The sequence below is a fragment of the Micromonospora sp. CA-246542 genome, from assembly GCF_050942905.1.
GTDB lineage: Bacteria > Actinomycetota > Actinomycetes > Mycobacteriales > Micromonosporaceae > Micromonospora.
On record NZ_CP192040.1, the window covers coordinates 2,065,927 to 2,085,984 of the forward strand.

The 20,058-nt window shown below is 70.7% G+C and carries 17 protein-coding genes; 9 read left to right on the top strand and 8 right to left on the bottom strand.

The window, feature by feature from the left end; genetic code table 11:
- Nucleotides 1-75: 75 nt before the first annotated feature.
- A complete protein-coding gene (locus ACQP0N_RS09825; RefSeq protein WP_433119311.1) occupies nt 76-2,799 on the top strand; it encodes an AAA family ATPase in 2,724 nt (907 codons plus the stop codon).
- Between the two features lie 60 nt (nt 2,800-2,859).
- Here the strand turns inward: ACQP0N_RS09825 and ACQP0N_RS09830 are convergent, their stop codons facing one another.
- Nucleotides 2,860-3,495: an SRPBCC family protein gene (locus ACQP0N_RS09830; RefSeq protein WP_433119313.1), complete on the bottom strand. Its 636-nt coding sequence runs from the start codon at nt 3,493-3,495 to the stop codon at nt 2,860-2,862.
- Entirely contained in the window at nt 3,492-3,977 is a 486-nt protein-coding gene (locus tag ACQP0N_RS09835) for an SRPBCC family protein (protein WP_433119315.1), read from the bottom strand. Before ACQP0N_RS09835 ends, ACQP0N_RS09830 begins: the two co-directional genes overlap by 4 nt.
- A 344-nt stretch (nt 3,978-4,321) precedes the next feature.
- Here ACQP0N_RS09835 and ACQP0N_RS09840 point away from each other — a divergent pair, with 344 nt between their 5' ends.
- Nucleotides 4,322-7,507, top strand: a complete 3,186-nt coding sequence (locus ACQP0N_RS09840; RefSeq protein WP_433119317.1) for a penicillin acylase family protein — start codon at nt 4,322-4,324, stop codon at nt 7,505-7,507.
- A gap of 210 nt (nt 7,508-7,717) precedes the next feature.
- Entirely contained in the window at nt 7,718-7,987 is a 270-nt protein-coding gene (locus ACQP0N_RS09845) for a hypothetical protein (RefSeq protein WP_355052936.1), read from the top strand.
- A gap of 75 nt (nt 7,988-8,062) precedes the next feature.
- On the opposite strand, the gene ACQP0N_RS09850 is transcribed toward ACQP0N_RS09845, so the two are convergent.
- The 3 genes from ACQP0N_RS09850 to ACQP0N_RS09860 all read right to left on the bottom strand — a co-directional run bounded on the left by ACQP0N_RS09850 (nt 8,063) and on the right by ACQP0N_RS09860 (nt 9,945).
- Nucleotides 8,063-8,428, bottom strand: coding sequence for a GntR family transcriptional regulator (locus ACQP0N_RS09850; protein WP_355052935.1), 366 nt, complete (start codon nt 8,426-8,428; stop codon nt 8,063-8,065).
- Nucleotides 8,425-9,204: a hypothetical protein gene (locus ACQP0N_RS09855; RefSeq protein ID WP_433119320.1), complete on the bottom strand. Its 780-nt coding sequence runs from the start codon at nt 9,202-9,204 to the stop codon at nt 8,425-8,427. Before ACQP0N_RS09855 ends, ACQP0N_RS09850 begins: the two co-directional genes overlap by 4 nt.
- Nucleotides 9,205-9,267: 63 nt before the next feature.
- A complete protein-coding gene (locus ACQP0N_RS09860) occupies nt 9,268-9,945 on the bottom strand; it encodes a GyrI-like domain-containing protein (RefSeq protein WP_433119322.1) in 678 nt (225 codons plus the stop codon).
- 193 nt (nt 9,946-10,138) lie between these two features.
- Between ACQP0N_RS09860 and ACQP0N_RS09865 the strand changes: the two genes are divergently transcribed.
- From ACQP0N_RS09865 to ACQP0N_RS09880, 4 genes are all read left to right on the top strand, one after another.
- On the top strand, nt 10,139-11,020 hold the full coding sequence (locus tag ACQP0N_RS09865) for a hypothetical protein (protein ID WP_433119324.1): 882 nt from the start codon (nt 10,139-10,141) through the stop codon (nt 11,018-11,020).
- A complete protein-coding gene (locus ACQP0N_RS09870; RefSeq protein WP_433119326.1) occupies nt 11,013-11,513 on the top strand; it encodes a SigE family RNA polymerase sigma factor in 501 nt (166 codons plus the stop codon). The genes ACQP0N_RS09865 and ACQP0N_RS09870 overlap by 8 nt, the downstream gene beginning before the upstream one ends.
- 104 nt (nt 11,514-11,617) lie before the next feature.
- The gene (locus tag ACQP0N_RS09875; protein WP_433119328.1) at nt 11,618-12,295 is read left to right on the top strand and encodes a hypothetical protein; all 678 of its coding nucleotides are present in this window, start codon (nt 11,618-11,620) and stop codon (nt 12,293-12,295) included.
- 268 nt (nt 12,296-12,563) lie between these two features.
- Nucleotides 12,564-13,208 (top strand): serine hydrolase, encoded by a 645-nt coding sequence (locus ACQP0N_RS09880; RefSeq protein WP_433119330.1) that lies wholly within the window; start codon nt 12,564-12,566, stop codon nt 13,206-13,208.
- 53 nt (nt 13,209-13,261) lie between these two features.
- Here the strand turns inward: ACQP0N_RS09880 and ACQP0N_RS09885 are convergent, their stop codons facing one another.
- Nucleotides 13,262-14,347, bottom strand: a complete 1,086-nt coding sequence (locus ACQP0N_RS09885) for an aminotransferase class V-fold PLP-dependent enzyme (protein WP_433119332.1) — start codon at nt 14,345-14,347, stop codon at nt 13,262-13,264.
- A gap of 450 nt (nt 14,348-14,797) precedes the next feature.
- Between ACQP0N_RS09885 and ACQP0N_RS09890 the strand changes: the two genes are divergently transcribed.
- On the top strand, nt 14,798-15,628 hold the full coding sequence (locus ACQP0N_RS09890) for a hypothetical protein (protein ID WP_433119334.1): 831 nt from the start codon (nt 14,798-14,800) through the stop codon (nt 15,626-15,628).
- Nucleotides 15,629-15,688: 60 nt separating this feature from the next.
- Here the strand turns inward: ACQP0N_RS09890 and ACQP0N_RS09895 are convergent, their stop codons facing one another.
- The gene (locus ACQP0N_RS09895) at nt 15,689-17,113 is read right to left on the bottom strand and encodes an APC family permease (RefSeq protein WP_355052926.1); all 1,425 of its coding nucleotides are present in this window, start codon (nt 17,111-17,113) and stop codon (nt 15,689-15,691) included.
- Nucleotides 17,114-17,524: 411 nt separating this feature from the next.
- Between ACQP0N_RS09895 and ACQP0N_RS09900 the strand changes: the two genes are divergently transcribed.
- On the top strand, nt 17,525-18,712 hold the full coding sequence (locus ACQP0N_RS09900) for an amidohydrolase family protein (RefSeq protein WP_433119336.1): 1,188 nt from the start codon (nt 17,525-17,527) through the stop codon (nt 18,710-18,712).
- Nucleotides 18,713-18,726: 14 nt separating this feature from the next.
- Here ACQP0N_RS09900 and ACQP0N_RS09905 read toward each other — a convergent pair whose 3' ends face one another.
- Nucleotides 18,727-19,992, bottom strand: coding sequence for a prolyl oligopeptidase family serine peptidase (locus ACQP0N_RS09905; protein ID WP_433119338.1), 1,266 nt, complete (start codon nt 19,990-19,992; stop codon nt 18,727-18,729).
- Between the last annotated feature and the right edge of the window lie 66 nt (nt 19,993-20,058).

Consider the following 20,058-nt stretch of genomic DNA (forward strand, 5'->3'; position numbering starts at 1 on the left):
GAGCGGCGGCCGGACCCGGCGGTCGGCCCGATCGGCGCACTGCTGTGGATACCATCGGCGAGGCCGGACAACTCGATGGGAGCTGGCGCCGTTACCCGCCATCTGTTCGATATCAGGCCGGGGACCCTCGTCGCGCGAGAGGCAGAGCTGGGTGAGATCGCTTCGCTGACGGTCGCCGCGGCGCGCGGCCGCGGTGGAGCGATGCTCGTTGTGGGTGACGCGGGAATCGGCAAGTCCACGCTCGTCGACGAGGCCGCCGCACAGCTCGACGGATGGCAGGTGCTGCGCGCCGGTGGGATCGAGTTCGAGAGCGAACTGCCCTACTCGGCCCTGCACCAGTTGTGTGCGCCAGTGCTCGACCACCGCGGCGGGCTGCCCGCACCGCAGCGGCGCGCGCTCGACACGGTGTTCGGGCTGCACGCCGGGATCACGCCGACTCCGATGCTGGTCGGCCTGGCTGTTCTGGGCCTGCTGAGTGCCGCAGCCCGGCGTGGGCCGGTGTTCTGCGTGGTCGACGACGCGCAGTGGGTCGACGCCGGCTCGCGGCAGGTACTGGCCTTCGTCGCGGCACGGGTGGCGGCGGAGCGGGTCGCCATGGTCTTCGCCGCCCGCGACGCCGCCTCGGTGTCGGAACTCCGTCGCCTACCCACCCTTGCCGTCGACGGGCTCACCGATTCGGAGGCCCTCACGCTGCTGCGGTACCGGACACCCTTGGGCCACGAACCCGCGATCGTGCAACGGATCCTCGCCGAAGCGGCCGGCAACCCTCTCGCGCTGGTGGAGTTCGCCCGCGACGCCGGCCCGTTCGGACTGCCCGGGGACGCCGGGCACGGAACCGTGGAGCACCGGTTCGTGAATCGGTTCCTGCGGCTGCCGACGCCCACGCGCTCGCTTCTGGTGCTGGCCGCCGCAGAGCCGACAGGTGACCTCGTACTGTTGCGGCGGGCCATGGCGATCCAGGGCCTCGACGTTGCAGACCTGGTTGCGGCCGAGGACAGCGGCCTCCTGGTGGCCGGGCCCCGGGTGCACTTCCGGCATCCGTTGGCGCGTTCCGCTGTATACCGATCCAGCAGTGCCGGGGCGCGACGGCAGGCACACGCGGCACTCGCCGCCGCGACGGACGCCGAGATCGACCCCGACCGTCGCGCTTGGCACCGGGCAGGCGCGATCACGGGCCCGGACGAGGAGATCGCGGCAGAACTCGAACGTTCGGCCGGACGGGCACAGCGCCGCGGGGGCCTCGCGGCCGTGGCCGCGTTCCTCGAGCGCGCGGCCCGACTGACACCGGGCCGGTCGCGGCAGGCCCGCCGGTTGTTGGCCGCGGCGCGGGCGCGGTTGGGTTCGGGAGCACCCTCTGCCGCCCGGGAACTGGTGGACGAGGCCGAGCGCCTCCAGCCGGAATCGGCCGACTCCAGCGCGACACGACTGCTGCGCGCGACGATCGACTATCACCTGACGCGCAGTATTCCGGCGACGATCGCCCTCATCGACGCGGCCGACGGCGCGGGGCCCGACGAGGTCCGCGAAACCTACCTGGAAGCCTTCGCATCGCTTATGTTCAGCGTCGACGAGCCCGGGAGGTTGCGACGGCTCGCCCTGCACATCCGGGAGCGGACTCCCCAGCGTCAGCCGCCACGTCCGGTCGACCTGCTGTTGCAGGCGTTCGTCGAACAGAACCTCCGTCCGGTGGACGAGGCGGTGCCCGTGATGCGCCGCGCTGTCGACGCCTTTCTGGAGCATGCCCGCACGCCCGACCCGAATCCGTGGTGGATGGAACGCGCCTGCGTGTTGAGCATCGACCTCGGGGACAGCGACGCCATGGAGGAAATCACCGACCGTCAGGTGGAGCTCGCCCGGGCGCAGGGCGCCTACGCGATCCTTCCCCACGCGCTGCGGTTCCAGGCGGTCGCCCGGACGATCGTGGGCCGCTTCGCCGACGCGCACGTCTGCATCATCGAGGCGCGTGCGGTCGACGAGGCGGCCGGGACGTCCAACCTCGTCGGGTCCGACCTGATGCTCGCTGCCTGGAGGGGCGACGTCGGCTGGTTCCGGGAGATCTGGGAGACGTTGCACGGCCAGGTCGGGGTTAATCCCACCGCGTTGCACTACGCGAACGGCGTGCTCTGCAACGGCGGCGGCGACCACGAGGCGGCGCTCGACGCGTTGCTGCTCGTGCGGGACCAGCACCGGCGCGGCGCGTACACCGTCAGCGCCTTCCACCATGAGCTGGTCGAAGCTGCCGCGTACGTCGGCCGTCCCGAGGAGGCCGAGGAATCGGCCGGGTGGATCGGGGAGGTCGCAAGGGTCAACCCGAACGCGTGGACGACCGGTGCGCATCTGCTGGCGTGCGCGCTGCTCGATCCGGGGCTCGGCGCGCAGGACCACTACCGTGCGGCGATCAGCCGGTTCGCCGACAGCAGGATGCGGGTCCACTACGCGCGCGCCCGCCTACTGTACGGGGAGTGGCTGCGTCGGATCGGTCGTCGCAGCGACGCACGGGTGGAGTTGCACGCCGCGCACGATCTGCTCTCCACCATCGGCGCACGCGGGTTCGCCGCCCGTGCCGCCCGCGAACTGGATGCCCTCGGCGAACCGAGTCTGGCCGACGACGCCGATCCGCTCGCGGGGCTGACCGCGCGGGAACTACTCGTCGCCCGCAAGGTCGCCTCTGGTGCGGGCACCAAGGAGGTCGCCGCGCTGCTCTTCGTCAGCCCGCGGACGATCGACGCCCACCTGCGCAACCTCTACCGGAAGCTGGGCATCACCTCACGCCGGCAGTTGCGCGAACTCCTGCGCTGACCGGCCTTCGGGCGACGAACGGCCCCGCCGGTACCGGACCGGCGGGGCCGCTGGTTCACATCAGCGCCGGGCGCCCGGCCGCTCACACTCGCGTTCGGCGAGCGTCTTCAGCTCCGTCAGCCACGTCTCCAGACCTCCACTGAGGGCCGTGGTGGAGAAGTTGACGTCCTGCTCCACCTGCGCACCGCGCCACGTCTCCTCGGTACGCACCAGAACCCGGCCGTCGACCTCGGTGAACGTCCACACGTGCACGCCCTCGTCGATGGTCAACCCGGTGCCGATCGCCGGCCCGTTCCACCGAAGGCACCTCTGCTGCTGAAGCTGCCGGACGGTGGACGTGACCACGAGGGTCGTGGCGGGATTCAGCGCGGTCTCGGGCACCGGCGTCGTCCAGCGGAACGACGACCCGGGACGCAGTGGGCCACGATCGAGCCGCTTGCTGGAGAGAACCGGCTTCTGCCACGTCGGCCAGCGTTCCACGTCGGTCTGGATCTTCCAGACGGTCCGCAACGGGGCGTCGATCATTCGCTCCGACCGGTAGCGGATCTTCGCCGCGCTGTCGACGGTCCCGCCCGCGCATTGCAGGAGCCCGCGGTCCGGGCCGCCGGCACGCCCGGCCTCGGCCGGCGCACCTGCGACGCCCACGAGACCGGCCGCGATCACCGCCGCCGCGAGGGCAGCCACACGGTTCCTCATCGGGCGGTCGCCTCCTCGGCGGTGTGCTTGAGGCGCTCCAGCCAACCGGCGAGGGTCGCGTCCAGGCCCTCCTGGAACGGTGCGGGGTCGGCGTCGACGGGTGGGCCGGCGAAGGATTCCTCGGTCGACACCTGCGCGCCCTCGTCGGTCGGAGTGAGCGTCCAGACGTGGATGCCGAGCACGCCGTCCGGCCCATTGCCATATCCCCGCCAGACGAGGCGTTCCTGCGGCCGTACGGCAAGGATGGTCGACTCGATCTCCATGCCGGCGGCGGACCAGCGGAACACGGAGCCCGGCGCGAGCGGACCCGGCGTCTCGACGCGTGCGTACGGGATTTCCGGCAGCCAGGTCGTCCAGGCGTCGATGTCCGTGAGGATCCGCCACACGGTTTCCGCCGACGCGCTCACCGTGATGCTGTGCCGGCTGAGCACCGGGGCCGACGCGTCAACGCCGGCCTCCTCGGCGTCTGTCATGTTCTTCATCGTGAAGCCTCTCCGCGGTCACTGACGGTCGACAACGCCGGGCATGCGCGACCAGCTGGATCCACACCCGGCAGAAGCGATCGTGCCAAGACGGCAATCGCCGCACATCGGCAAGAACTACCTACTTCGCTGGGCGGCGTCGTACCGACTCGGGTGACGAAACGTCGGCATTCGCGGTTGGTGAACGATGGGTATCCCTAACGACGGTTCAGCGCCGATCATTGCCCGGGATCGATGTGAGTCATTCTCACCTCCGGGTGCGGCGCCCGGCGCGGAGGGCGAGACGTCGGCACCGGAAGCCGGGCGCACCGAACGGCCCGACTCCGCGTCCCCGGAGGATCGCCATGCCCCGTCCCGCACTCCGCACCCGGCTCGCGGCGTTCACCGCCGCCACCCTCACCGCGAGCGTCCTGACGGTGACCCCGCCGTCACCGGCGCTGGCCGCCACCACGTTCGCCGCCAACGACTACTGCCTCGGCCAGTGCTCCGACATCCTGCCGCCCGGACAGAACGGCAACGCCACGCTCGTCGCCATCCTGGCGCACCAGGCGCTCGGCACCCGCCCCGCCCACTCCAGCGATCAGCTCGACGAGTACGCGAACCTGGTCTACAACTACGCCGGGCTGACCGACGAGCAGATCGCCCAGTTCTACAACGACGCCTCGTTCGGCGTGCCGGCCGCGCAGGTCGAGAGCACCGTCTCGCCGCGCGCGGACGTGACCATCGTGCGGGACAAGGCCACCGGCGTCCCGCACGTCACCGGCACCACCCGCGGCGGCACGATGTTCGGCGCCGGCTACGCCGGTGCGCAGGACCGGCTGTGGGTGATGGACCTGCTGCGGCACGTCGGTCGGGGCAACGTCAGCTCGTTCGCCGGCGGCGCGCCCGGCAACCGGGAGCTGGAGCAGAGCGTCTGGGCCAACTCCCCGTACACCGAGGCGGACCTCCAGGCCCAGGTGGACGCGCTGCGCACCAAGGGCGCCCGTGGTCAGCAGCTCTACACCGACGTGGTGGACTACATCGCCGGCATCAACGCCTACATCGACAGGTCGATCGCCGACGACAACTACCCGGGTGAGTACGTGCTCGCCGGCGCGGGCAAGCCGAAGCACTTCACCATGACCGATCTGATCGCCACCGCCGGCGTGATCGGTGGCCTGTTCGGCGGGGGTGGCGGCAGTGAGATCCAGTCCGCCCTGGTCCGGGTGGCCGCCCGGGCCAGGTACGGCGTGACCGAGGGCGACAAGGTGTGGGCGGCGTTCCGGTCGCAGAACGACCCGGAGACCGTTCTCACCCTGCACGACGGGCAGAGCTTCCCGTACGGGGGGACGCCTCCGGGCGCGACCAGCGCGGTGCTCCCCGACGCCGGAACCGTGGTCGCCGAGCCGCTCGCCCACGACGCCAGCGGCGGGGCCGCCTCCCGCACCGGCGCGAGCGCCGCTACCAAGGAGCTGATCGGCGGGCTGGCGAACCTGCGCGCACACGGCATGTCCAACGCTGTCGTGGTCTCCGGACGGCACACCACCACCGGTAACCCCGTCGCCGTGTTCGGTCCGCAGACCGGCTACTTCGCCCCGCAACTGCTCATGCTCCAGGAGTTGCAGGGGCCGGGCATCAGCGCGCGAGGGGCCGCGTTCGCCGGGTTGAACCTCTACGTGCTGCTCGGTCGCGGCCAGGACTACGCATGGAGCGCCACCTCCGCCTCCCAGGACCTCACCGACACGTACGCCGTGCCGCTGTGCACCACCGACGGCACCGCGCCGACGCTGCGGTCCAACCGCTACCTCTACCACGGGCAGTGCCTCGCCATGGAGGCGTTGGAGCAGCGCAACTCCTGGTCGCCGACGCTGGCGGACTCCACCCCCGCGGGCTCGTACACCCTGCGCGCGCTGCGCACCAGGTACGGGTTGGTCTCCTACCGGGGACTGGTGAACGGGCAACCGACCGCGTTCACCAAGCTGCGCTCCACCTACCGGCACGAGGCCGACTCGGCGATCGGTTTCCAGGCCTTCAACGACCCGGCGGCGATGGGCAGCGCGGCGGCCTTCCAGGACTCCGCCGCCAGCGTCGGATACGCGTTCAACTGGTTCTACGTCAACTCGACCGAGGCCGCGTACTTCAACTCCGGCTCGAACCCGGTCCGGTCGTCCGTCACCGACCCCAACCTCCCGGCGAAGGCCGAGCCGGCGTACGAGTGGGCCGGCTGGAATCCCGACACCAACGACGCCACGTACACGCCGGCGTCGGCCCACCCGCAGTCGGTCAACCAGGACTACTACGTGAGCTGGAACAACAAGCAGGCGCGGGACTTCGGGGCGGCGGACGGAAACTTCAGCTTCGGCTCCGTACACCGGGTTCAGTTGCTCGACGGACCGGTGCGGACGGCGATCTCCCAGCGCAAGCTCGGCCGCGCCGACGTCGTCAAGATCATGGCGGACGCGGCGGTGACCGACCTGCGCGGCCAGCAGGTCCTCGGCGAGATGTTGCGGGTGCTGGACAGCACGCCGGTCACCGATCCGGCGCTGGCCGACGCGGTGGGCAAGCTGCGCGCCTGGCAGCAGGCGGGCGCCCGCCGCGTCGAGACAGCCCCCGGCTCCAAGGTCTACCAGCACGCCGACGCGATCCGGATCTTCGATGCCTGGTGGCCGCTGCTGGCCTCGGCTGAGTTCCGGCCCGGCCTCGGTCCGGACCTCTACGCCGCGCTGGTCGACGCCATCGAGGTCAACGAGGCGCCGTCGGGCGGCCAGAACGGCGGGCGTGATGGTACCGCGAGCTGGGCGTCGCAAGGTCAGGCGCACAAGGGCTCGTCGTTCCAGCACGGCTGGTGGGGCTACGTCGACAAGGACCTGCGTACGGTGCTCGGCGATCCCGTCGCCGGCGGGCCGGGCCGCGCGTACTGCGGCAACGGCAACCTCGGCGCGTGCCGACAGTCCCTGTTGGACACGCTCGGCCAGGCCGCCGCGCTGCCGACCGCCACGGTCTATCCCGGCGACAAGTCCTGTGGTGCCGGTGACCAGTGGTGCGCCGACTCGATCGCGCACTCCGGGCTCGGCGGCATCACCCACCCGGTGATCGCCTGGCAGAACCGTCCCACCTACCAGCAGGTCGTCTCGTTCCCGGCACGCCGGGGTGACGACGTCACCAACCTGGCCCAGGGCCGCCCGGCGACCGCGTCGAGCACCCAGTTCCTCACCAGCTACACCCCGGACAAGGCTGTCGACGGCAGCCTGAGCAGCCGGTGGGCCAGCAGCTACAACGACAACCAGTGGCTCCGCGTCGACCTCGGCGCGGCCCGCACCGTCAGTCGGGCGGTGCTGCGCTGGGAGTCGGCCTACGGCACCTCGTACCGGATCGAGGTCTCCGGCGACGGCAGCTCCTGGACGCCGGTGTTCGCCACCACCGCCGGCAACGGCGGCGTCGACAACGCCACCTTCGCTCCGGTCACGGCCCGCTACGTGCGGGTGTACGGCGTCAAGCGGGCCACCTCGTACGGATTCTCGCTGCACGAATTCGAGCTGTACGGACGGTGACCCGACCGGGAGGGGTTGGCGGACCGCTCGCCGGCCCCTCCCGCCCTGACCAGCGGTGCCCGGGTGACCGGTGGCGCTCTCGTGCGCGGTCATCGGCCGACCCTGGTGGTGGCGGGCGACGGTCCCGTTCGCCGGGCGAGGACCGGTGCTCTGGGTGACACCCGCGGTGTGTGGGCACCGTTCGGTCGGAGGTACGCGGACAATGGAGCGATGAAGCGAGAGACTCGGCTGAAGCGGTTGACCGGAACGCGCGTCGACGGCGCGGTGGCGACGGGCGCGGTGGCCACCGGCGCGCGGGCGGCGGGGGCGGCGTCGCTCGGCGCCCTGGCTCTGGGGGCGCTGGCTGTCGGCGCAGTGGCCGTCGGAGCGCTGGTCATCGGACGGCTGGCTGTCCGCCGCGCGGTCGTGCGGGAGCTGCGCGTCGGCCGGTTGGAGATCGGCGAGCTGGTGGTGCACAGCCGACCCGTTGCCGAGCAGTAACCCGCCGCGGGGTGCGCGGGAGGAGCCTCGGGCGCGTGCTCCCGGCCGCACCGGCAGACCGGTCCGCCCGGGAAGTCATGGCCTCGCGGCCTGGCCCAGTGCCGCCTTGACGATCCGGATCGCCTCGGTGGTGTCGATGCCGACGCGGGCGATGACGGCCGCGTAGTCGTGGGCGGCGCGGCGGGCCTGTTCGAGGGACTGCTCACCGCCGGCCGAGACGAAAGAACCGGCCCGCCCGCGGGTCTCGATGAGCCCGGCGTCCTCCAGCTCCCGGTACGCCCGTCCGACGGTGTTCACGGCGAGACCAAGGTCGGCCGCGAGCCGGCGGATCGTCGGCAGTCTGGTGCCGACGGCCAGCGTGCGGCCCTGGATCTGCCTCGCGAGTTGGGCCCGGAGCTGCTCGTACGGCGGCGTCGGTGAGGCCGCGTCGATGACGATCATCGGAGCGCCATGGCCCGCCGAGCCGTCGTCCCCACGTCCGTGGTCCGGTGCTCGATCAGGCCGAGCGCGCAGACGCCCGCCAGCACGAGGGCTATTGAGACGGCGTTCCACCAGCCGAGCGACTCCCCGTACAGGAAGATGGCCGGCAGCGACCACACGAGACTCGGGGTGACGAGGTGGCGGGCGTCCTCGACCCGCATGATGACGTCGACGGTGAGCGACGCCTCGTCCTCGGCCACGGCCGGGGTCGTCAGGATCTGGCGTAGCTGCATGACGATGCCAGCCCCGACGCCGGTGAGGCCGATCAGCACGACGGCCGCTCCGTACCGCAGGCCGGGGTCCGGCACGGGCAGCACGCTCAGGGCGAGGAGCGCCGCGCCGCTGAACGTGGCGAGCGCGAAGGCGGCGTGCGGCCGACCGAGCACCACCGGCCAGCCGAGCTCGACCGGATGGGCGACCCGGCGGGACAGTCGCGCGCCGGCCGTCCGGTCGACCCGCCGTACCCACCAGCCGAGCAGCCACTGCCCCGTCAGCAGTACGACCACCAGCGCCGCGAGCACCAGCAGCGGAGGCCAGGAGAACGTGTCGTCGTCGAGTCGGCTCAGCACGTGCGTCAGCGCGGCGCCGATCAGGAACGCGGCCAACAGGACGCTGTCGGCGAGCTTCGCGTGCCGCCGTACCGCCAGTCGCGTCGCGAGCAGCGGCGTCGGCTCAACGTCGGTCAGGCCGTGCCGGCTGAGCCACCGTCCGGCTTCCGCATGATCCGCTTCGCGCATGACACTCACCCCGGTACGTCGCAAATCTTGTCTCAACACGATGAGACACAACATGCGGCAATGTCAACCCCCGACGCGCGTCACGCCGCCCGGCCCGGCGGCCGTCTGGGCCTTGACGGTGACCGGCTGCCGGAGGATGGTCCGCTGCTTGTCGGGGGCGGTCCTGCGAAAGTCGCTGAGGTAGATCTCGTGGTGCCGACCCGCCATGCGAAGTCCTTCACTGGGGATGAACCCGTGGTGCAGTTGCGTGAGCAAAGCCGCCTCGTCGTCGAAGGAACCGACGTGCAGTGTCTGGACGCACCGTCCCTCTCGTAGCGTCTGAAGGCGGACGTCGTCGAGCCGCGTCGGTCGGTGCTTCGCGCCGGCCTGCTCGACAGCGGTGGCGAAGAGGGACTGGTCGATCCAGCCGGGGACCATGAGCATCAGCGTCCAGTTCCATCGTGACTTGTCCCGTGCCGTGGTGAACGACTCCATGTCCTCGGCCCACCACAGACCTTCGAGCGGCGGGACGACGTAGTCGCGCCTGAGGTCCCGCTTGCTGGCGAACTTCAGTCTGTACGCCACCGGGTAGAGCGCCGCGATCGCGTCGGCCAGAGCGGGTGAGGTGTTGGGGTCGCCGTGACCGTCGGTCATCAGGTACTGCATGTCGGGCACGTCGATGATCCGGAAGCGGCCTCGTTGCGCTCGGTAAGCATCAAGGGACTTCTTGAAATCGACTTTGCCGTTGCTGTCTCCGGTCACCCGGTCATTCTGCCGGAATTCGAGAGCGGGATGTAACTCTCCGGAAGTGCCTGACCACATGGAGAAAGTGCGACCCAGCTCACCGCCGACAGCCGAAATTGGTACCGGAAAAGCGCGACCAAAATGGCCGCCGGCCCGTCTTTAGGGTGACGGTTGGTCACGGCCGGCGGTCGGCCAAGGAGGGGTAAGGGACGTGGGAGACCTACGTGGGCGCTTCCGGGACGAAATGGCCCGACACGTCGCCCCGCCGCTCGGTGACCTGGTTGAGCAGTCGGTGGTGCAGGGTCGACGACTACGCCGTCGGCGTCGTCTGGCGCAGTTCGGCGCGGGCGGATCCGCGTTGGCGATGCTGCTCGTGATCGGCCTGGCGGCCGGGCCGCTCACCGGCGGTGCCGACCAGGTGGGTCAGTCCGAGACGTGGGGCGTCGGTTCGCCGGGTGGGTCGGTCGACAGCCCGACGCCGTCCCCGGCGGAGACCCCCGACAGCGCCCCGGGCGGCGGGTCCGTGGCGGGCGCAGCCGAGGCCCCAGGAGTGGCCACGTCGGCGACTCCCACCACCACGGTGATCGACAACGTGCGGATCGGGGCGGGGCCGGACGGTCCGTTGCTGACGACCACACCGCAGGGCGCCCTGGAGTTGTTGATGCGGCTGCTGCCCAAGGGCGAGACCAGCGGTCAGGCGAATTTGGAGAGCAGCGGGGCGGGCCCCGGCATGCCGTACGTCCAGATCTTCCTGGATCGGGGCGACGGACCCGGCATGGTGCGGCTCGCCGTCTACCAGGACCACCTCGGCGGCGATCCGGTCCCGGGGACGGTGGAGTTGACCGAGGTGCCCGGCAACTGTGTGCAGGACAAGATGATCACGGTGTATCACCGGGACGGCCTCCAGATCGACGTGCTGATCTCCACCTGTCTGGCCTGGGATGGCAAGGGGAGTTCGCCCGCGCCCGCCGTTCTGTCCGTGGACGAGGCAATCGCGATCGCCGCCAACCCGACCTGGGGGACGAAACTGCCGGCCGAATACGTCCGGAACGGCGCCAAGAGGTTTCCCACCATGGCCAGGTCGAATGGCTGACGAAGACTTCGTGGAATTCGCGCAGGCGACCGTGGGCCGTCTGCGCGACGCCGCGTTCCTGATGTGCCGCGACTGGCATCTCGCCCAGGACCTCACCCAGACCGCGCTGGCGAAGATGTACGCCAACTGGGGGCGGGTCCGACGGGCCGACGACCCGTACGCGTACGCCCGCAAGGTGCTGCTGCGCTGCGTGATCGATCAGCAGCGGCGTCGCTCCAGCACGGAGTTGGCGATGTCGACGCCGCCCGACCACGGCGAGGAGCATCCGGCTGAGCTGCGCATGACGTTGCTCGACGCGGTCGCCACCCTGCCACTGCGCGACCGGGCGATCATCGTCCTGCGCTATTGGGACGACCTGAGCGTGGAGACGACCGCCGAGGTCGTGGGCGTCTCCACGGCCGTCGTGAAGAGCCAGAGCATGCGATCCCTCAGCCGGCTGCGCGAGTTGCTCGGCGAGACCCGTTCCGAGTTGTTCGCCGAGGAGCGGCATTGATCGGCCGGGTCTGTCCCGTGGCGGCGACGGGGGTGCCACCGCGCACCCGTGGCGACGCCGCGACCTGCGATGGCAGTCATCTGTATGTGGGAGGTTCGGTGTCCGTGTCGAGCAGCAGGACCGGCCGGGGCCCGGTTCGCGGCGGGGTCCGGGTGCCGGCCCTGCTCGTGCCGCTGGTCCTGTCGGCGTTGGTGGTGCTGGTCGCGGGGTGTCAGCGGTGGGGGCCGGGTGACGGCCCCGAGGAGCCACCGACCGTGAATGTCGAGCGGAGTGGCCTGAGCATGCTGCTGGGAGCGGGCGACCTGGGTGCGGGTTGGCGTGCGGACGACGCGCGGCCCGGTCTGCCACCCTGGCCGTGGGAGCAGGACGACTGCCCCGACTACCGGAGCAGCGACTACACCGCGAAGTCGCACCGACGGGCTGCCGTGGAGCGCTACTACCGGCTGCCGGACGGGTCGTCGCCGGCCCACCACATCGTGGAGACGTACGAACCCGGGTGGGCCGAGCGGAATGTCGACGACGTCCGTGCGGTCCTCCGGCGATGCGCGAGCTACCTGGTTCACGGATCACGGGTCTCGTTCGACATCATCGACCCGCACTATCTGGGCGGTGTCGGTCTGCTCGTCCGGGGCCGCATCGCGCATGCCGACACCCCAACTACCGCTAGGTACTTCGTCATGGTGAAACGGGACGAGACGGTCTCGACTATCAGCCTGCCCGACCTGGGCAACCAGGCTGCGGTGGATACGATCGCGGCGAAGGCGGTGGCCCGTCTTGGCTGAGCGGGGAGGTCGCAAGCTGCCACGCCGCTGGGTCGTCTCCGCGGCTACCCTGTCTCTCGCCGGCGTCGCGACGGCCGCCTACGGCACGACGCACGCCCGGGACGGTGGCGGATCCGACGCGCCACCCGGTCGTTCGCCGGCCAGTCCGGTTCCGACGACGCCGGCCGTCGACCTGCTGAAACCGGCGCGGGCACGCATCGAGGCCTACGTCGAGAAGTACGACGGTCATCTCGCGGTCGCGGCACTGGATCGACAGAGTACGGCCGCGGTGACGGCCGGCGTCACCCGTTTCGAGACCGCCAGCATCGTCAAGGTCAATATTCTCGCGGCGCTGCTGCTGCGGCAGACACCGCCCGGTAAGGCCCTGAGCTCGGCAACCAGACAGCAGGCCGAAGCCATGATCGTGTCGAGTGACAACGACGCCGCGGTGGCCCTGTGGCAGAAGATCGACGGCTCGCGCGGCCTCACGGCCGCGAACCGCACACTCGGTCTGCGCGAGACCAAGGCGAACAAGCACTGGGGGACGACCACGACCACGGCCGCCGACCAGATCCGTCTGCTGACGGCGCTGACGTCGTCGAAGGGACCGCTGACGCCGCAGGACCGCACCTTCGTCATGGGCCTCATGAAGAAGGTGATCCCCGAGCAGCGGTGGGGAGTCACCGCCGCGCGCGAGCCGGGCAATTCGGTGTACGTCAAGAACGGCTGGGACACCGCGGACGCCGACGGCGGTCGCTGGCTCGTCAACAGCATCGGACGGATCGTCGAGGCCCGTCACGACTGGCTGATCGCCGTGCTCTCCGACCATCACGTCAGCCAGAAGGCCGGCATCGACGTGGTGGAGAAGGCCGCCAAGTTCGTCCTCAAGGAGATGCGCGCCGCCACCACGGGCGACGACCCCACGCAGGGGTAGGACATCTCGCCGGCTACCACCGCCCACCCTCCGATGTGGGCGGTGGTAGCCGATCAGGACCGGTCCGCGGCCAGGGGCAGGTGCGCGACCGGCACGAGTCGCCGGACGCCGCGGCTCGGGCTGGGCTGTTCGGTGCCCCGGGCGGTCGCGATGTCGGCCGCGAGCGCCTCGATCTGTTGGCGGGTGACGCCCGGCATGCAGATCAGGTGGCTGATGCCGCCGTCGGCGTTCGACAGGCCGTAACGGCGGGAGATCGGCGGTGGGGGTGTCGTGAAGTAGACCGTGAAGGCGTGGACGTTGCGCCAGGCGGGCCAGCCGACGCTGGCCAGCAGGGAGTGGGCGAAGCGAGCCGTTTCGCGGGCGCGCTCGGCGCGTTCACGGTGTCCGTCCTCGCCGAGCAGTCGCAGCGCGTACCACATCTGGACGGCGAGTTGGCCGCAGCGCGAGCCGCTGATGGTGCTGTCGGTCGTGGCGGTGTAGGAGATCCGCCGCGCTGCCCGTTGCAGCGATCGGCGGGTCACCACCAGACCGCCCGGAATGGTGGTCCCGTAGAACTTGTGGCAGGAGATGGCCACGGAGTCGACCACGCCGCCGAGGTCGATGGCCACCGGCCGGTCCGGCAGCAGGGCCAACGGCACACCGGCGAGTGCTCCGTCGACGTGCAGGTGAGCGTTGCGGATCGCCAGCTCGGACAGGGCGCGACGAACGCGGGCCGGGTCGTCCACCGCCTCGGTCACGGTCGTGCCGGCGTTGGCCACGACGATGGCGGGCCGGTCCCTGCGCCGGGCCAACTCGCCGCGCAGATCGTTGTAGTCGATCTCACCGGTGACGTCGGTGCGGATGACGACCTCGGGGAGGTTGAGCATGCTGGCGGTCTTGCGGATCCAGTCGTGGGTCGCCTGGCTGTAGTAGAGGACGGGACTCGCGCCGGCGAACCGGTCCCGGGCGAGCAGAATGGCCGCCTGGTTGGCCTCCGTGCCACCACTGGTCAGGTATCCCCATCGATCGTCGGCCGGGGCGCCGAAGAGGTTCGCGTGCCAGTCGATGACCCTGCGCTCGTAGGCCTTCGTGTGGCCGGTGTCGGGGTCGGTATCCGGGTCACCGACATTATTGATCAACAGTCCGAACAGGGAGGTCACGGGTCCATAGTCGATATCCACCGCGGCCGGGAAGCCGATCGACCTGCGCGCTGACAGAGCGGCTCGTAACTGCTCGATCTCAGCGGTGAGGGAAAGGTCGTCGGGAACGCTTGTGGGGGAGGTCACGGGCTCTCCGTTGATAGGCGACTCAGCGAAGAGTGGACCATGACGCCGACGTACAGGCAACCGTCTCCGAATCGCGATCAAGCCGACTGGCGGTGAATGGTTGATCGCGGTGTGTGTGCGATGAGAGGCTGTGGCGACGTCTTTGGAGGGACTGACACCGTGGCGTACGACAGGCCGGGAACGCGCTCGAATCCTTTTGAGAGGAGCGCCGACGATTGGAGAGCGGCGGCGAGTGCCGGAAGGACGGCAGCGGTCCCCTGGGACCAGCACTCGGGCAGCCAGCCGTCCCTCCCTCCGGAGCCGGCGGTCGGACGCCACGGTTGGGTGGCGCCCACGACCGCGATGCCGTCGCCCGCTGTCGAGCAGCAGCCGCCGGTCCCCTGGCAGCCCACGCCGTCCGCGTACGCGCCGCCACCGGTGGAGCCGCCGCCGACCACCCGCGAGTCGCCGACCGCGCCCCCGGTCAGCGATCCGGAGACGCGGCGGATCTGGGCGTCGTTGCGATCCTCCGCGTTGAGCCGGGTCGGGTTGATGAACACCATGCACGGCCGGCACGCGTGGGCGCAGCGCCGGCGCAACCCGCTGTGCCCCTATGGCTTCGCCTTCCTCTACGCCGTGCCGGTCATCGGGTCCACAGCGGATCGATCGGCCTTCGAGGTGGGCGCGGCGACGCGCCTCGACAAGGCCGGCGAGGACGTCTCACACCTGCCCAGGCTGCTGTACGACCTCGCGCAGACGGCGCGGCACTACCTCGACAACGGGGGTCTGGATCCGCGTCAGCCCCCGCAGATGTGCAACCGGGTCGACGAGCGGATCAGCGCCGAATCGACGTTCATCGGGCTCGCGGTCAGCTCGCTCGACGGTCCGCTCGGCACCTGGGAGCAGACGATGCGCCGGGTGGAGGGTGAGGACCGGATTCCCGGTCGCTTCTACATCCAGATGATGGATCCCGAAGAGACGCGGATCGTCGTCGACCGGCCCACGGATCCGTGGGAGAGGCCGCTGATCCAGTCCACCACGCCGCTCTACGAGTCGTGGCGACCGTTGCAGAGCTATTCGGGCGACGCTCCGATCTGGACGGGGATCGCGCAGTTGGCGACGCTGGTGCACCTCGGCGCGCAGCGGATCAGCCCGACCAGGGGTACGACAGCCTAGGGCCCGAGGCAGGCGGCGCCGCTTCGGCGGCGCCGCCTGCCTCGACGTGTGGACGAGGGCTCAGAGCGTGAGGTGACCCAGGTCCTCGTCGACCTGCCGCGTCGGGTTGGTCTCCCGTTCCCCGATGCCGGTGAGCAGGTCCGGCCGGCGGGCCCGAACGCTGATCGCCCACAGCACGCCGATGACGACGAAGGCGCCGACCGTTCCGGGCACCAGCCAGGCGGTGTGGGAACCGGGTGGCGTGCCGAGCGCGGCGCTGATGTTGACCAGCGTGACCAGCAGGATCACCGCGATCGCGATACCACCGAGGGTGGGAGCGATCGCCCGCGCCCACAGCGACTCGCTGCGTCCGCCGCCACGGGCGAAGTAGCGGACGGTGGCTAGTGAACTCACCGTCATCAGGAGCATCAGACTGATCGCGGCGATGTTGCTCAGCCAGGTGAACATGGTCAACGCCTCGGCGCCGCTCACCACGAACAGCAGGATGACGATCAGAGCGGTGATCGACTGGGTGATCGAGCCACCCAGCGGCGCGCCCGACCCTCCCTCGCGGATGGCCGCCAGGCGAGCGGGCAACAGCCGGTCCTTGCCGAGCGCGAACAGGTATCTCGCCACGCTGTTGTGGAAGCTGATCATCGCCGCGAGGACGCTGCTGACCAGCAGCAGACCACCCAGCGCCACCAGCAGCACGCCGGCGCTACCGGCGCGGGAGCCCGAGAAGACCTCGAACGGCAGCGGCGCCGCCGGGTCGCGGGCCAGGTCGACGACCCGGTCGGCGCCCACCGTTGCCACCATCGCCCACGCGCACAGCGCGTAGAGCAGGCCCAGGCCCAGGATCACGTAGATGATGCTGCGCGACACCGCCCGTGGGGTGCGCGCCTCCGCACCGTACGCGGCGATGGTCTCGGTGCCGAAGAACGCGGCGAAGCCGAGGGGAAGGACCGCGAGCCCGGCCACCACCCCGGTGTCGAACAGCTGCGTCGGGTTCAACGCCGCGAAGGTCAGTTGACCGCCCGCCGGGTGGGCCAGTCCGACCAGCACGAACACCAGCAGCAACGTGATCTCGACGATCAGGATGGTGCCGAACATGGCGGTGCTGACGCCGGTGCGTTGCAGACCGAAGGCCGCGACGATGGCCCACGCGAGGAGCGCGCCGACCCACCACGGCCCGCCGACCAGGCCGCTGATCACCGAACCGAGCAGCCCGTACAGCGATATCTGAATGGTGTTGTAGGCCAGGAGCACGACCGGCGCGCCCGCGACCCCGACGAGCCGGGACAGGCCGGCGGCGAGGGCGGTGTAGAAGATTCCACTGGGCTGCACGTAGCGGGCGATGGCGATGTACCCCGGTGCCCACAGGAGCATCACGACCGTCAGGAGCAGGAAACTGGAGGCCACACCGGTATTGCCGGTCGCCGCATAGGTCGCGACGATACCGCCGACGAGAACGGCCATGGGAGACGACGCGGTCGCGCCGAACGTCACCAGAGAACTCGTTCGCAGAGTTTTGCGTGCCAGTCCCCGCTCGGCGGACACCGTCAGGGGGGTCACCGAAGGCGTGACCATAACTGAACCTCCCCAGGTTCTAGGCGATAGGTCAGGGGCGGGACTCGATGACCTTACAGGTGATCTCGCCGTTACTGGGAGCAGCGGGTCGCAGAATTTGAGTGCCCCCGGGAAGCGCTGCGGTGACTCGGTGGGACGCACCTCAAGTCCTGTGTGGACATCGGCTGCGATGATCGTCGGCGCCCTCGGAAGAGGGAGGAAGGATCACCCCGCCGAGGGAGGCTGGACACCCGCCGCCGGTGCGATGGTCGGGTCACGGCCGGTGGTTCGCCGAAGGACGCGAGACACCGCGGCGGGGGTGATGGCCGCGGTCGTGCGGATGGGGTGGCGATGACGAAGCAGGCTGTCCGGGCGGCCCGGATGTTCGACGGCGAGCGGCTCACCGATGGTGGGGTGCTGGTCCTCATCGAGGGTGGGCGGATCACCGACGTGCGCCGGGGCTGGATCGACGCGCCGGTGGGCTGGCCGGTGCGCGAGGCGCCGGACGGGACACTGTTGCCTGGTCTGGTCGACGCACACGTGCACCTGTGCGCCGACGCCGGGCCGGACGCGCTCGGTCGACTCGCCGAGCGCGCCGAGGCGGATCTCGGCGCGGTCATCGAGGCGTCACTGCGCGCGCACCTGGCGGCCGGCGTCACGACGGTACGGGACCTGGGTGACCGACGTGACGCGGTGCTCCGATGGCGGGCTCGGGGAGTACGCGACCACCTGCCGACGGTGGTGGCGTCGGGTACGCCCATCACCAGCGTTGGCGGACACTGCTGGGCGCTGGGGGGCGAGGCGAGCGGTGTCGACGGTGTGCGGGAGGCCGTGCGGCTGCGGGCGGCGGCCGGCGCGGACCTGATCAAGATAATGGCCAGCGGCGGGGTCTTCACCCCTGGCACGGACACCAGTGGGTTGCAGTTCAGCGATCAGGAGATGACCGCCGCCGTCGCCCAGGCGCACGACCTGGACCTGCCGGTGACCGCGCACGCGCACGCCCTGCTCGCGGTCGAGCAGGCGCTGCGCGTCGGTGTGGACGGCATCGAGCACTGCACCTGCGTGACCGCGGCCGGGGCCCGCGTCCCCGACGAACTCGCGGACCGCCTGGCCGCGTCCGGACCAGCGGTCTGCGCCACGCTCGGCACCGATCCGGCCATGGTCACCCCGCCGGAGGTGGTGGCGATGGCGGAGCGGGCCGGCCTCAGCGCCGCCGCGCTACGTGCCGGCGCCACCACCCTGCACCGGGCCGGGGTCCGTCTGGTGGCCGGTTCGGACGCCGGCCTCGGCCCCGCGAAACCGCACGGGATCCTGCCGGAGACACTCGTCGAGTACGTGGCCTGCGGCATTCCCGCCACCGCCGCCCTCGCCGCGGCCACCGCGGTCGGCGCGCAGGCGTGTGGTGTGGGCGGCGGTAAGGGCCGCGTCCGGCCCGGATTCGAGGCCGACCTGTTGATCGTCGACGGTGACCCGACGAGCGACATCGGGGTGCTACGCCACCCGCTCGCCGTGTACCGCGCAGGTGTTCAGGTGGGCTGACCTGCGCGGGTAGATCACCGACGACGGCGGGCCATCCACTGCCAGATGTGGGTGCCGTGCTGGCTGGGGTCGTTGCGGGCCACGTAGATCCAGGACCAGTGACCGGGGAACTGGTAGCCGTTCCAGACGACGTGGTCGTAGAGGGTGACCAGCGATCCTCGGATGAGGTCGTGCGCGTGGATCGTGTTGGTCTCCGGCGGCACGGTGTCGTCGTCGAGCGAGGTGACCAGCCAGGTCGGCGTCCGGATCGCCGCCAGCTCCGCGTCCGTGACCAGCGGCGGGCCCTCCCCGCCGAGCGGCTCGACGACACCGCAGATCGGCACCGACGCGGCGAACAGGTCGGGATATGTGACGGTCATCTCCAGGGACATGTAGCCGCCGTTGCTGCAACCGACCACGTAGATCCGGTCGGGGTCGACGCGCTCGCGACGCACGAGATCCTGGACGATCTCGCGGATCAGCGGCGCGAACCGGGGGCCGTCCTCCATCCAGTAGGAGGTGCTCTGCGGGGCCACGACGTACGCGCCGGAGAAGATCCGTTGGGCCTGCGGGGTGGCGAAACCCAGCGCGCCGCGGTTGGCGCGCAACGTGGTCTCGTTGTCGTAGTAGCCGTCGGGGAGGGAGGCGCCCTCGCCGGCGCCGTGCAGCCAGAGGATCAGGGGCCGTCGGTCGTGCGGGCGCGGCCGCTGGGGGGAGTACAGCCGGTACTTGAGGCCCGACCCCGATACGTGGTGGGTGAAGGCGTCCACCTCGGGGTTCGACAGTCGTCCCTGCACGAAGCGCGTGATGGTGAGCGGGGGGCCGTGGCGGCGCGCGAGCGGCGTGTTCTGCGTGATGGTGTAGACGAGGTCCAGCCGGACGTTGCGGCCCTTGCTCAGGATGTAGCCGAGGGTGCCGCCGCCGGGTTGACCCTCGGCGTGGCTCAGCTCCAGCACGATGTTTCCGTGCCGGTCGAGCCGGGCCGCGGTCACCGTGCGGTCCAGGTCGTACTCGCTGAAGATCAGATCGCCGGGAGCGATCGGGAGCGGGCTGGTGGCCTTGGCGTGCACGGTGAACGTGTCCGGGGTGAGCCCCGCCGGGTCGATCGGGCCGAGCCGACGGGTGTCGAGGGTGACCGAGGTGACCTGCTCGCCACCGTCGAGCGTCCGCGCGTCGAGGGTGAAAGCCACGCCGGCCCCGTGGGGACGGTCGTCGGCCTGGGCAGCGCCCGGCAGGGTGAGACCGAGAGCGGCGCCGACCCCGCCGGCCAGCACGGTACGGCGAGTGACAGGCATGGACATACGGCCCCCCGTTTGTAGACAAACGTCGATGGCACCCCACCGTAACGGCGTGGAAATCCATCGGCA

Bases quoted from the DNA above. Each gene is read 5' to 3' on its own strand.
- ACQP0N_RS09825 (WP_433119311.1), top strand. From the start codon at position 76: ATGGGAGCTGGCGCCGTTACCCGCCATCTGTTCGATATCAGGCCGGGG.
- ACQP0N_RS09830 (WP_433119313.1), bottom strand. From the start codon at position 3,495: ATGAGGAACCGTGTGGCTGCCCTCGCGGCGGCGGTGATCGCGGCCGGT.
- ACQP0N_RS09835 (WP_433119315.1), bottom strand. From the start codon at position 3,977: ATGAAGAACATGACAGACGCCGAGGAGGCCGGCGTTGACGCGTCGGCC.
- ACQP0N_RS09840 (WP_433119317.1), top strand. From the start codon at position 4,322: ATGCCCCGTCCCGCACTCCGCACCCGGCTCGCGGCGTTCACCGCCGCC.
- ACQP0N_RS09845 (WP_355052936.1), top strand. From the start codon at position 7,718: ATGAAGCGAGAGACTCGGCTGAAGCGGTTGACCGGAACGCGCGTCGAC.
- ACQP0N_RS09850 (WP_355052935.1), bottom strand. From the start codon at position 8,428: ATGATCGTCATCGACGCGGCCTCACCGACGCCGCCGTACGAGCAGCTC.
- ACQP0N_RS09855 (WP_433119320.1), bottom strand. From the start codon at position 9,204: ATGCGCGAAGCGGATCATGCGGAAGCCGGACGGTGGCTCAGCCGGCAC.
- ACQP0N_RS09870 (WP_433119326.1), top strand. From the start codon at position 11,013: ATGGCTGACGAAGACTTCGTGGAATTCGCGCAGGCGACCGTGGGCCGT.
- ACQP0N_RS09900 (WP_433119336.1), top strand. From the start codon at position 17,525: ATGACGAAGCAGGCTGTCCGGGCGGCCCGGATGTTCGACGGCGAGCGG.
- ACQP0N_RS09905 (WP_433119338.1), bottom strand. From the start codon at position 19,992: ATGTCCATGCCTGTCACTCGCCGTACCGTGCTGGCCGGCGGGGTCGGC.